The sequence below is a fragment of the Kordiimonas sp. SCSIO 12603 genome, assembly GCF_024398035.1.
Taxonomy (GTDB): Bacteria; Pseudomonadota; Alphaproteobacteria; order Sphingomonadales; family Kordiimonadaceae; genus Kordiimonas.
The window spans coordinates 2,686,604-2,699,196 of the sequence record NZ_CP073748.1 but is presented as its reverse complement, the minus strand read 5'-3'; the positions used below and the strand labels follow the sequence as shown (position 1 = coordinate 2,699,196).

Annotated in this window: 7 protein-coding genes and 3 tRNA genes; 9 read left to right on the top strand and 1 reads right to left on the bottom strand. The window is 47.4% G+C overall.

The features are described from left to right. Position 1: 1 nt before the first annotated feature. From KFE96_RS12565 to KFE96_RS12540, 6 genes are all read left to right on the top strand, one after another. Positions 2–1,303, top strand: a complete 1,302-nt coding sequence (locus KFE96_RS12565) for a homoserine dehydrogenase (protein ID WP_255832904.1) — start codon at positions 2–4, stop codon at positions 1,301–1,303. A gap of 16 nt (positions 1,304–1,319) precedes the next feature. After that, positions 1,320–2,276: a class II fructose-bisphosphatase gene (gene glpX / locus KFE96_RS12560; RefSeq protein ID WP_247020449.1), complete on the top strand. Its 957-nt coding sequence runs from the start codon at positions 1,320–1,322 to the stop codon at positions 2,274–2,276. Between the two features lie 11 nt (positions 2,277–2,287). Next, positions 2,288–4,102, top strand: coding sequence for a single-stranded-DNA-specific exonuclease RecJ (gene recJ, locus KFE96_RS12555; RefSeq protein WP_255832903.1), 1,815 nt, complete (start codon positions 2,288–2,290; stop codon positions 4,100–4,102). Positions 4,103–4,172: 70 nt separating this feature from the next. Continuing rightward, a tRNA-Glu gene (locus KFE96_RS12550) sits at positions 4,173–4,248 on the top strand. A gap of 25 nt (positions 4,249–4,273) precedes the next feature. After that, positions 4,274–4,349 (top strand) — tRNA-Glu (locus KFE96_RS12545). 32 nt (positions 4,350–4,381) lie between these two features. Further along, a tRNA-Glu gene (locus KFE96_RS12540) sits at positions 4,382–4,457 on the top strand. A gap of 495 nt (positions 4,458–4,952) precedes the next feature. On the opposite strand, the gene KFE96_RS12535 is transcribed toward KFE96_RS12540, so the two are convergent. Further along, on the bottom strand, positions 4,953–8,252 hold the full coding sequence (locus KFE96_RS12535) for a cadherin domain-containing protein (protein WP_255832902.1): 3,300 nt from the start codon (positions 8,250–8,252) through the stop codon (positions 4,953–4,955). Between the two features lie 952 nt (positions 8,253–9,204). Here KFE96_RS12535 and KFE96_RS12530 point away from each other — a divergent pair. The 3 genes from KFE96_RS12530 to KFE96_RS12520 all read left to right on the top strand — a co-directional run bounded on the left by KFE96_RS12530 (position 9,205) and on the right by KFE96_RS12520 (position 12,587). After that, positions 9,205–10,236, top strand: a complete 1,032-nt coding sequence (locus KFE96_RS12530; RefSeq protein ID WP_255832901.1) for an endonuclease/exonuclease/phosphatase family protein — start codon at positions 9,205–9,207, stop codon at positions 10,234–10,236. Continuing rightward, positions 10,224–11,057 carry a MipA/OmpV family protein gene (locus tag KFE96_RS12525; RefSeq protein WP_255832899.1) on the top strand — a complete coding sequence of 278 codons (834 nt, stop codon included), beginning with the start codon at positions 10,224–10,226 and terminating at the stop codon, positions 11,055–11,057. The genes KFE96_RS12530 and KFE96_RS12525 overlap by 13 nt, the downstream gene beginning before the upstream one ends. Before the next feature lie 81 nt (positions 11,058–11,138). After that, complete coding sequence (locus KFE96_RS12520; protein WP_255832897.1) at positions 11,139–12,587, top strand: NAD-dependent succinate-semialdehyde dehydrogenase; 1,449 nt, start codon at positions 11,139–11,141, stop codon at positions 12,585–12,587. The last annotated feature ends 6 nt before the right edge of the window (positions 12,588–12,593 follow it).

The window sequence follows — 12,593 nt, the reverse complement described above, 5'->3', positions numbered from 1 at the left end:
AATGAGTTCATCATCTAAGGAGCCTCTTAAGGTAGGCATAGCTGGTCTGGGTACAGTTGGTGTTGGGGTTATCAAAATTATGGAAACCCATAATGCCATGTTAGCCGCACGGGGTGGACGAACGATTGAAATTTCTGCTGTTTCTGCGAGAGACAGAGGTCGCGAACGTGGCGTTGATCTAACGCCTTATGCTTGGTGCGATAATCCAGTTGAGCTGGCAAGCCGAGATGATGTTGATCTTATCATCGAACTTATCGGTGGCAGCGATGGTCCGGCCTACGCTCTTGCAAAGGAAACACTTTCTCGCGGTAAAAGCTTTGTAACGGCTAATAAAGCGTTGATTGCATGTCACGGTAAAGAACTGGCTAGCCTTGCTGAAGAAAGTGGTGCCTCGCTTCGTTATGAAGCTGCTGTTGCTGGTGGTATTCCTGTTATTAAAGCGCTCGCTGAGGGACTTGTCGGGAATGATGTATCGGGCCTTTACGGTATCTTGAACGGTACATGTAATTATATTCTCACGCGTATGGAGCGCGAAGGTCTTGGTTTTGCTGAAGTGCTGGAAGATGCGCAGCGCCTTGGCTACGCGGAAGCGGATCCAACCTTTGATATCGACGGTATTGATACGGCCCATAAGACAGCAATTCTAGCAGCGCTCGCGTTTGGTACGGCACCGGATATGGATAATTTGCCAACAGAGGGCATTCGAAATATTGCACCAGTTGATATCGATTACGCCAAAGAGCTTGGTTACCGAATCAAATTGCTTGGTGTGGCGCGTCGCACCGATGATGGTATTGAAACACGTGTTCATCCGGCAATGGTTTCTCTTTCTGCGCCGCTTGCAAAAGTGATGGATGCGATCAATGCAGTGGTTATCAATGGTGATTTCGTGGGACAGACTGTTTATGAAGGCGCAGGAGCCGGCGAAGGACCTACAGCGTCATCTGTTGTAGCGGACATAATTGATATTGCTCGCGGTAATACATACGCACCGCTCGGTATCCCAGTTGCCGACCTACAGGAACTTCCTGCGATTCCTGCAGAAAAACACTTAGGTACATATTATATCCGGCTCCGCGTGGAGGATCGCCCTGGTGTGATGGCAGATATCACATCGGTACTTGCCGAAAATAATGTTTCTATTAAGAGCATGCTACAACGCGGAAAATGCGATGAGGGCGGTGTTTATATCGTTCTTACTACGCATGAGACTGTTGAAGCCTGTATTGCAAAAACACTCAACCATTTCACAAATCTTGAATGTGTGCTAGAGACCCCCACAATGCTACGAATTGAAGCCTGATGTGGGAGCGTGATACATGTCATCAGAAGAGAACCTAAGCCGCCTGTTTGTACTGGAAATGGTACGTGTGACGGAAGCAGCTGCAATTGCTGCAAGCCGTCTTACCGGCCACGGTGATGAAAAAGCGGCTGACGCTGCTGCGGTTGAGGCGATGCGCCTTGCGTTCAATGAACTGCCAATCGACGGAACTGTTGTAATTGGTGAAGGTGAACGCGATGAAGCACCAATGCTGTATATTGGTGAAAAAGTGGGTTCTGGTGGCCCGAAAGTGGATATCGCGCTTGACCCGCTTGAAGGGACAACAATCTGTGCAAAGGCTGGCCCAAACTCTCTAGCAGTTCTTGCTGTATCCGTTGATGGCGGCCTTCTGAACGCCCCTGATGTGTATATGGATAAAATTGCCGTCGGTGGCGGTCTTCCTGAAGGCGTGATCGATCTAGATAAATCACCAACAGAAAACGTGAAAGCTGTTGCTGAAGCTAAAGGCAAGCCCATACACCATGTAACTGTGTGTGTGCTGGATCGCCCACGCCATGCTGAGCTTATTGCTGAGCTGCGTGAGCTGGGTTGCCCAGTTATCCTTATTGGTGATGGTGATGTTGCTGGTGTTATCGCAACAACTGACCCGAAAACTGGTATTGATATGTATATGGGTTCTGGTGGTGCTCCAGAAGGCGTTCTGGCATCTGCAGCGCTTCGCTGTACAGGTGGTCAGATGCAGGGTCGTTTGTTGTTCCGCAATGATGACGAACGCGCTCGTGCGAAAAAATGGGGTATCGAAGACCTCGACCGTAAATACAGCATGATGGAAATGGCACCGGGCGATGTTATCTTTGCCGCAACCGGTGTTACAGATGGTTCCATGCTTGAAGGTGTTCACTACACACCAGAAGGCATCACAACTGAAACCATCACAATGCGTTCTAAAACAAAAACAATCCGCCGCGTGCACACGCTTCACGGCAAGAAATAAGGATTGGCGCTTTGGCGTCTACAGTTGAACAAGATATGGCGGCGGACCCTCTTTTGGGGGTGCGCCGTTCTGCTTTGGGGCAAATGTGGGAACAGCGCTCCTTTGTAAATCGGGAAGCAGAAGCAATTGCTGACAGGCTTGGTGTACCGCCTATTGTGGGCCAGCTTATTTCAGCGCGTGGTATTTCCATTGAAGATGCTTCGACTTTTTATAATCCCTCCCTTAAAGAATGTATGCCTGATCCGTCGAGCTTGCTGGATATGGAAAAAGGCGCACGCCGTATTGTTCGAGCATTAGAGCAAAGCGAAGAAATTGCCATCTTTGGCGATTATGATGTGGACGGGGCAACTTCAAGCGCGGTTTTATACCGTTTTCTCACCACAATTGGTGCCAAGGTGCGCATTTATATCCCTGACCGTATGACGGAGGGGTATGGTCCCAACACAAATGCTCTCTTAGGCCTCAGGAAGGCCGGAGTTGATGTTGTCATTACCGTGGACTGCGGAATTCTTTCTTATGACCCTCTGAGGGCTGCAAAAGACGCAGGGCTTGAAGTGATTATCGTAGATCACCACAAAGCGGAAGCGGACTTACCTGAGGCGGTTGCCGCGATTAACCCAAACAGGCTTGATGATGAAAGCGGGCAGGGGCAATTAGCAGCGGTGGGGGTTGCTTTTCTGCTTGTTGTGGAAATTAACAGACTGCTACGTGATGCTGGATACTATTCTGAAGGCCGTAGAGCGCCCGACTTGCGTCTTCTGCTGGATTTGGTCGCGCTTGGTACAGTTGCGGATGTAGTACCCCTTACAGGCGCGAATAGGGCTTTTGTAAAGCAAGGTCTGAAAATTATGGCCCAGCGCCGTAATGCAGGTATCACTGCTCTTGCAGATGTTGGCCGTGTGAGCGAAGCGCCTAATGCATATCATGCAGGCTTTGTATTGGGGCCTAGGGTGAATGCTGGTGGCCGTGTGGGTGAATCTCATTTGGGGGCTAAGCTTTTAACATCTGATAGCCCGGCTGAAGCGGTCCAGATTGCTGAGCGACTGGATAAATATAATGAAGAACGGCGTCATATAGAAGCTGAAGTACTGGAAGCAGCCTTAACACAGGTAGAAGAAAGCGTCGGCATAACTGGTAGCTCGGATACAGTGGTGATTGCGGCTGGTGATGGTTGGCATGCTGGGGTGATTGGCATTGTAGCCAGTCGGCTTAAAGATAAATACGGCCTGCCAACGCTGGTGATTGGTTTCGAAGGTGACGAAGGTAAAGGCTCCGCTCGTTCGATTTCTGGTGTTGATCTGGGAGCCGCTGTTATCGAGGCCGTACAACAAGGGTTGCTGATTAAAGGCGGCGGGCACGCAATGGCTGCTGGGCTCAGCATTGCCAAAGGCCAGCTCGATGAGTTTTCAGAGTTTCTACGGGACCACTTGCGTAAACAGGTGGAGCTGGCGAAGCAGAATCGTTCCTTAAAGATTGATGGTGTTATCGCGCTTAGCGGTGCGACACCGGATTTGATTGATCAAATTGAACAGGTGGGGCCATTTGGTGCAGGTAATCCTGGCCCTAGGTTTGTGATTCCCGAGGTCGATCTCATAAAAGCGGACCGTGTTGGGCAAAATCACCTGCGCTGTATCTTTAAATCACGGGACGGAAAGTCAATTAAGGCTATGGCCTTCCGTATGGCGGATGAACCCATGGGCGAAATGCTTCAAACTGGCACTGGCAGGCGGTTTCATATAGCTGGAAAGCTTAAGAAAGATACCTGGGGAGGAACACCCAAAGCTGAATTCATGCTTGATGACGTTGCAATAATTGGCCCTGTTTAAGAAATATGTAAAAAAGTGGTTGACCGCGGCGGGCTGGGTGAGTATCTAACCCCCCGTCAGACAGACTTTTGGTCCCTTCGTCTAGTGGCCTAGGACGCTGCCCTTTCACGGCGGAAACACGGGTTCGAGTCCCGTAGGGATCACCAAAGTCTTTGACCTGATTGCTTGAATGGTCCCTTCGTCTAGTGGCCTAGGACGCTGCCCTTTCACGGCGGAAACACGGGTTCGAGTCCCGTAGGGATCACCAAGCAATGGTCTTAAGTTTGAATATACTGGTAAGGTCCCTTCGTCTAGTGGCCTAGGACGCTGCCCTTTCACGGCGGAAACACGGGTTCGAGTCCCGTAGGGATCACCAGTTAAAAACAAAAAGCACCGTTGCCTTCTGGCACGGTGCTTTTTTGTTATCTGCTTTTATCTATTTACCTCACTTATGTTTTTGAAGCACTTTAGCGTTGAAGCTCCAATGCAGAGCGCTGATGGCCCTCGAGCTGCGAAATCAATCCCTCATGCCTATGCATATGAAAGAGTTACCAGCCTATCTCTTACACTTCGTTTTTTATCATATTGGAAATAATAGCCCTTGTGGCTTTGGCTAAATTGAGCTTGAGGGGCAGGGGACAAAACGTACCAGGATGTGGTCCTGGTCCTGGCATTGCTTTAAGCAGGTTGTTCGGTGTGGAGAGTGTTAAGCCTGAGTATTTGCAGGCGTCCAGAGGGCTATGGCGATCGATCTATTATATGAAGGTTTAGATACTTCTATAGATCAATCTACCGATGACAGATAGGCATATACATCAGGCATAAAAAAAGGGGCCGTGAGGCCCCTTTAAATTTGTTTTTCGTATCAGGATTAACCGAATACTAGGTCTGTAGCAGCATTCAGGCCTGTACCTGTTAGAACGATCTGACCTTGGTCTGTGATGATTGTTGTATTACCACCACTGATGCGGATTAGGTCACCAGCTACGAAAGAACCGTTACTTGCACCTGCTAGAGTTGCGAAGTTAGAAGCGGTAATTTCTGTAACAAGACCTGTTGTCGCGTTAGTAACCGTTAGACCTTGTAGTGATAGCTGGTCTGTACCAGATACGAAGTCTTCAACAGTGTCGTTACCGAAGTTTGAAGAACCAGAGAATACGAATGTATCGTCGTTCCCGCCACCATTAAGGACATCGTTACCAGCACCACCAGTTAGCGTATCGTTACCAGAACCACCAACTAGAGAGTCATCACCAGTACCGCCGTTTAGAGCGTCGTTACCAGCATCGCCTTGTAGCGTATCGTTACCGCCGTCACCGTTGATAACGTCATCGCCGTTACCGCCAGTAACTACCGCTTCGGCACCGTCACCGCCGTTGATAACGTCATCGCCGTTACCACCGTTGATGATATCAACATCAGCACCACCGCTTAGTGTATCGTCACCAGCGCCGCCGTTGATTGTATCGTCACCGCCGCGACCGTCGAACACTTCACTGTTGCCTGTGCCAACGAAGTTATCGCCTACAGCAGCACCAACAGAAGCAGAGTCTGTTACAGCAATTGAGAAGTTCTGAACTGATGTTTCACCAGCAGCATCTTCAACCTGTACAGTAATTGTGTGAGATGTCGCGCTAGCGAAGTCAAACACTGCACCGTTTGCAACTGTTACAACACCTGTATCTTCGTCGATAGTGAAGCGACCACCAGCATTGTCAGTTAGGCTGTACTCAAGACCGCCGTCACCGTCAGTTGCACTTGCTGTCAGACCAACAACTGTACCTGCTGTAGCAGCTTCGCTGATTGTGTTAGCAGCAGAGTTAGAGTCAGTGATTGCGCTACGTGTGTTGTCATTAAGGTTGTTAACCTGAATGATGTAGTCCTGAGTAGCAGAACGACCGTCTGTTGTAGTAGCACGAACAGTAATTGTGTGTGTTTGATCTGTTTCAAAGTCAATGTTTGCACCAGAAGCAACAGACACAACACCTGTTGTAGAGTCGATAGTGAAACGACCACCAGCACTGTTAGTTAGAGAGTATGTTGCTGGAGTAATCTGGTTAGTAGCACCACCAGTACCATCAACATAATCAGCTGTAATACCAACTGTACCAGAAGTAGCGTTCTCATCAACAGAACCGTTTCTTAGTTCAATTGCTGTAGTAGCTGTGTTTTCTGCAACGTTACCAGTAGCGTCAGCATCGATGATACGATCACCATCGTCTGTTACGTCAATAGTGTATGTTGCTTCAGCTGTACGGCCGTCTGGCGCAGTAGCTACAACAGTAATGCTGTGAGTTACATCGTCGCTATCAAGAGCGTCAACATCACCAGCAAGACGAACAACACCAGTTACTGTATCGATAGTGAATAGACCACCAGCGCTATCAGACAGGCTGTATGTAGCGCCTGTGATTGAGCCAGAGTTATCAATGTAGTTTGCATCAATACCAACTGTTGAACCGAATGCATCGTTTTCACCGATTACACCGTTTCTTGTCTCATCTTCGTCTGTTTCAGTGTTGTTAGAAACGTCACCAGTAGCGTCAGTATCAACAAGACGATCACCATCATCAGCAACTGTGATTGTGAACTCTTCAGATTCTGTACGACCATCTGGAGCTGTACCAACTACAGTGATTGTGTGGCTTGCGCCTTCGTCGAAGTTGATAGTACTTGCAACAGAAACAACACCAGTTGATGGGTTGATTGTGAAGCGACCACCAGCATCGTCAGATAGTGAGTAAGTTACGCCTGCAACGTCAGTTGTACCTTCACGGAAGTCCGCTGTAATACCAACTGTTGTACCAAAGCTTGCGCCTTCTGTTACTGCACCGTCTCTTGCTTCATTAGCATCTGTAGCTGGATTATCAGCACGGTCGTTAGTACCATCTGTGTCGCTTAGGTTAGCGCTATCGTTTGTCACGTTAATTGTGAACGATTGAGTAGATGTAGCACCACCGTTTGCAGTAGCTGTTACTTCAATAGTGTGGCTAGTTGCTGTTTCGAAGTCTAGACCACCAGCTACAGTTACAACACCAGTTTCTGCGTTAATAGCGAACAGGCCGCCAGCATCGTCAGAAAGGCTGTATGTAATGTCGTTGCCGTCGCTGTGTGTAGCGCTTGCTGTTAGACCAACAACTGTACCAACAGATGCATCTTCTACTACCTGACCATTTGCAGTCGCAGAATCGAAGAAGCCGTTAGCGTCTGTGATTGTACCAACTGTACCAGCAGCAGATGTAACGAAGCTAGCAGCAGATAGGTCGTCAAGGCTAGCACCGTTTAGCTGTACTGTACCTTGGTCGAAAGTAAGAAGTACACCATCGTCGTTTGCTGTAGCAAAGTCAGAAATGTCTGTAAGACCTGTTACAAGCTGACCGTCACCGAATGTTAGGCCTTCAATAACAAGCTGATCGCCTTCACCGAAGTTAGCAACTGTGTCGTCACCAAACTCACCAGAAAGAACGATTGTGTTTGAACCTTCGCCAGTACCAAGACCGTAGAAGTCATCACCAGCGCCACCAGTTAGTGTGTCGTCGCCAGCGCCAGCGAATAGCTCATCGTTACCTTCGCCACCGTTTACAACGTCGTCACCAGCACCACCGAATAGTGTGTCGTCGCCAGCGCCGCCTTCTACAGTGTCGTCACCAGTGTTTGCGAATACGATGTCATCGCCTTCACCAGCATCAACTTCATCGTTACCAGTACCAACACCAAGTGTATCGTTACCAGCACCACCAGTTAGAACGTCATCGCCTGCACCTGCGAACGCCGCATCATTACCAGCGCCAGCATCGATGTTGTCGTCACCTTCGCCTGTACCGATTTCGTCGTTACCGTCACCACCAGTTACAACGTCGTCGCCTGCGCTTGTGAAAATTGTATCGTCGCCGTTACCGCCATCTACAGTATCAGCACCTGTGTCTGTTGGGCCAGCGAAGAATGTATCGTCACCGTCGCCTAGAGTAACTTCGTCGTTACCGTCACCACCGTTAACTAGGTCATTGCCAGCGCCGCCGTCTAGCGTGTCATTACCTTCGTCGCCTCTGAGTGTATCGTTACCGCCTGCACCAACAAGGCTGTCATCGCCTGCAGCACCAGTAAGCAGATCGTTGTTTTCAGTACCCTCAAAAACGTCGTTTCCGCTAGTACCAAATCTTTCATTAGCCATTATTTAAATCCTTATAATAATGATTTGTTACCGAAGCGGGTGCAGTCACCCCCTTACGCGGACATATAAAGAACTAAATAGCGGTGATGTCAATAAAAAAACTCGCAAATAGCGAGTTAGAGTGGAAATAGAAATTATAAAAAAGTATATAAAGTGTGGGTGCAGAAATGACTGCAATCCAATCGAGGGTTCCTGCACCCGAGTAGAATATCTACTTATGGCAGAAGCAGTGGAGAGTAATGAAAGCTATAGAAGCTCTCTTACGATCAACAACATCCACGGCTATTTCCGAAGTCGACCCCTATCTGCCTCTGCGACCATATGGAGTGATTCTCGCATTTGAGTCAAGAAGAATTTTACTGAATTTTGATGCACTCCTGTACATTGAAGGTGGGTGAAAATGGTGGAGAAGGGCAGCACCTCTCACTTTCGCGGCTTCATAATCTTGCAAAATAATTCTCTTTTATCAGTGAGATTTAGATAAAATTGTTGCAGTATTAATTTAATAAGGCTTTGCGTGGGTGCGCTTGGGAGCTTCCGGATTACGGAGCAAGATTGTTATTAGGCTCTCAATTGATATACCTGGTAGGTAAGTTTTGGATCAGTATTATCCAAGATTTCCAGCATTTATTCTAAATGCAACATAGTATAGATTGTTGGCGTGAATGTTATGAAAATGTTCATACAGTAATGATCAGTTGGAATATGAAATTTTGATGACAGCGCAGGTTGATGGCTTGGTGTAGTTATCAGTTTTAATACCTGTAGGACCACTGCCTGGGTTACGCCTTAACACTCTTTATTATATACATTAGTTTTGCGTTAGTGTGGTTTTGCTCTTTGTGTGAGCGGTTTACGAATTTGATGATGACTGTCTTATTTCTGCCATGTAACTGTCATTTAGGGTCCAAATTTTCTGTTTATTAAGATATGCAGTTTAATAGGTAGAGTTATGAAACCATTTATTTTTGCAGGCCTTTTGGCATTTATTTCTGGAGAGGCAGCAGCGAGTGATGTTGCTGATCCAATAGCTCCGCAAGCTGTTGTTGAAGATGCACATGTTCGTTCACTTCGTGTCTTGTCTTATAACGTTCAGGGTTTGCCGAATATGCTGAGGGGCGGCAAAGAGCCATATTTTGAGCGGATTGCGGAGATTTTACGTGAACGCCGGGAAGAAGGTACTCAACCCCATATTGTATTGCTTCAAGAAGCCTTCGTGAGCGATGTATCAATCATTGCAGAAAACACTGGCTACAAATATGTGCTTAAAGGACCGGGGCGGAAGGATACTTCAAAGCGCGGTAAAAGTCATTGGTCAACGAACACACGGAAAACCTATACAAGCTTTTCTGACCCTCAGAAGTTGTTGGGAAGCGGCCTTTATATTCTTTCTGATTTCCCGATTATAGAAGCAACACACAAAGCCTTTGATTCAGATATGTGTGCGGGTTTTGATTGCCTCTCGAACAAATCAATCTTGTTGGCTAGGGTTAAAGTACCCGGTGTTGATAGCCCTGTGGATGTTATTAATTCCCACTTCAATTCTCACCGTGCAGCGGTGGCGCCAACAAAAACAAAGACAAAGGCACATAAGGCGCAAGTGGAAACTTTGCAGTGGTTCCTTGAAAAGACCGATCAGGGAAACTCCCAGATTATTGCGGGCGATTTTAATACGAAATATACACCACGTTATGAATATTTCCGAAATGCGATTAAGGCAGAAGACTCTGCTGAAATCTGTGTACGTGGCACTATGGACTGTGCGCTGAGTGCAGAAACGCGGGTTGAAGAAATTCTCTATAAAACCAATGATAAGCAGTTCTATTATGATGGGGCAGGGATTGGCATGAAGCCAATTTATATTACTCGGAATTTTACCGAACTTCTTGATGGAAAACCACTTTCCGATCACTTAGGATATGAAGTGCACTATAAATTGGGTGCATCAGTTCAAGGTGAGAGGGAAGCTGTATGGAGCCGGTAAGATCAACCCTGTGGCACGTTTGTGTGCTGGTGGTTTTGGTTTTCTTGAGTACATCTGCTTATGGGCAGACAGCATCTACCACTATTGGTAAACCTAATTACATAGAATCTGTTGAACTGGAAACGGAACGAAAAAAAGATCGTTGGGGTGGGCAGATCGGTTTTGGTCTTGGTCTGGCTCCGCAGTTTATCGGCTCAAGCAGATATGATGTTCAAGCAACATTAGATATTAATGTAACCTGGAATGATACGGTTTTTATCGAAGGCGACAGAGCAGGTGTTGCGCTCTATAAAAGCCGCTTTTTAAGGGCTGGGCCTATTGCTCGTTGGAATTTGGGGCGCGCTAATGATCTGGTTGCTGATATTAATTCTGGCGAAACACTGGATACATTTGAATTAGGTGCTTTCGCAGGGACCTCATTTTATAAATTGTTCCTAAGTGCAGAAGCCTATTGGGGAGTAAGCGGTGCACACCGTGGTTCCAATATCGAAGCCGAAATGGGATACACTTTCGAGCTGAATTCAGGTTTGAGGGTTACTCCTATTGTGGGCGCGAACTGGGGTTCCCAGAAATTTAATCAGGTGTTTTTTGGTGTTGAGGAAGATAGTGTTCTTTTCGAACCGTTCCGTGCGAAAGCCGGTATATACGAACTGTATGCTGAAGCCGCTGTTGAACAACGACTAGGGAAAAACTGGCTTATCAAAGGTACCGTGCGCCTGTCTGATCTTAAAAATAGTGCAGCGGACAGCACAATCACTCGCAGTGAAGTTGGTGAGCGTGTACAATTTTCTTCTTTCTTCGGTGTTGTTTGGCTCTTTTAACACTTCTCCATTGTCTGACTTCTTAAAATCTGGCACCAATTACAACAAGTTAATTGTGCCAGCTACTCGGGGGAGCCAGAAATGGAACTGCGCAACACCAACCTTCTGAAAAATGAAGCTTATATTGGCGGTGAATGGGTTTCTTCACCGGATACCTTTGATGTGTTCAATCCTGCGACGGGGGAAAAGCTTGCTACTCTTCCTAGCCTTGGCAGAGAAGAAACAAAATCTGCAATTGATGCCGCAGAAGAAGCAATGAAGGGCTGGGCCGCACGAACAGCAAAAGAACGCGCAGCTATTCTTCGCCGCTGGTATGAGCTCATCATGGCAAATCAAGCTGACCTGGCGCAAATACTGACAGCAGAAATGGGTAAACCCCTTGCCGAAGCGACAGGCGAAATTGCTTACGGTGCCAGTTTTATTGAATGGTTCGCCGAAGAAGGTAAGCGTGTGTATGGGGATGTTATCCCTCAGCATAACGCTAACAGTCGTATTGTGGTGCTGAAGCAGCCAATCGGCGTTGTGGGTGCCATCACCCCCTGGAATTTCCCGAACGCTATGATTACCCGTAAAGTAGGCCCTGCGCTTGCCGTTGGATGTGGCGTTGTTGTGAAACCTGCTTCAGAAACACCGCTTTCAGCACTTGCTCTAGCGGTGCTCGGTGAAGAGGCTGGATTGCCGAAAGGTATCATGAGTGTGGTAACAGGTACGGACGCACGAGCGATTGGTGCCGAGCTCTGTGAAAATCAAACAGTGCGTAAAATTACCTTTACGGGCTCAACTGGTGTTGGCCGTATTCTGATGCGCCAATGTGCTGATGATATTAAAAAGGTATCGCTGGAACTTGGTGGGAATGCACCATTCATTGTGTTTGATGACGCAGATATAGATGCAGCGATTGACGGTGCAATTGCTTCCAAATACCGAAATAGCGGCCAAACCTGTGTGTGTGCAAACCGCATTTATGTACAATCTGGCGTATATGAGGAGTTCCTTGAAAAATACACTAAAGCTGTTGCTGAAATGAAAGTAGGTAACGGTATGGAAGCTGGTGTCGTACAAGGACCACTCATCAGTGAAAGCGCCGTTGAAAAGGTTGAAGAGCATATTGAAGATGCTGTCTCCAAGGGCGCTGAAGTTGTATTGGGTGGCAGACGGCATGCTTCAGGCCGTACTTTTTTTGAACCAACAATTCTTCGTGGTGTAACCAGAGAAATGAAGGTAGCCAGAGAAGAAACTTTTGGCCCACTGGCGCCAATCTTTAAATTTGATGATGAAGCAGATGTTATTGCTCAAGCCAATGATACGGAATTTGGTCTAGCCTCATACTTTTATGCCAATAATCTCTCTCGCGTTTGGAGAGTGGCGGAGGCGCTTGAATATGGTATGGTGGGTATCAACACGGGCATTCTTTCAACAGAGGTTGCGCCGTTTGGTGGGGTTAAACAGTCCGGCCTTGGTCGTGAAGGCTCAAAGTACGGTATCGAAGATTATATTGAAATGAAGTATCTCTGCATGTCAGGGATTTAATTCAGG

Coding starts and splice junctions, on each gene's coding strand:
- KFE96_RS12565 (WP_255832904.1), top strand. CDS start 2: ATGAGTTCATCATCTAAGGAGCCTCTTAAGGTAGGCATAGCTGGTCTG.
- KFE96_RS12520 (WP_255832897.1), top strand. CDS start 11,139: ATGGAACTGCGCAACACCAACCTTCTGAAAAATGAAGCTTATATTGGC.
- KFE96_RS12530 (WP_255832901.1), top strand. CDS start 9,205: ATGAAACCATTTATTTTTGCAGGCCTTTTGGCATTTATTTCTGGAGAG.
- KFE96_RS12525 (WP_255832899.1), top strand. CDS start 10,224: ATGGAGCCGGTAAGATCAACCCTGTGGCACGTTTGTGTGCTGGTGGTT.
- KFE96_RS12535 (WP_255832902.1), bottom strand. CDS start 8,252: ATGGCTAATGAAAGATTTGGTACTAGCGGAAACGACGTTTTTGAGGGT.
- glpX (WP_247020449.1), top strand. CDS start 1,320: ATGTCATCAGAAGAGAACCTAAGCCGCCTGTTTGTACTGGAAATGGTA.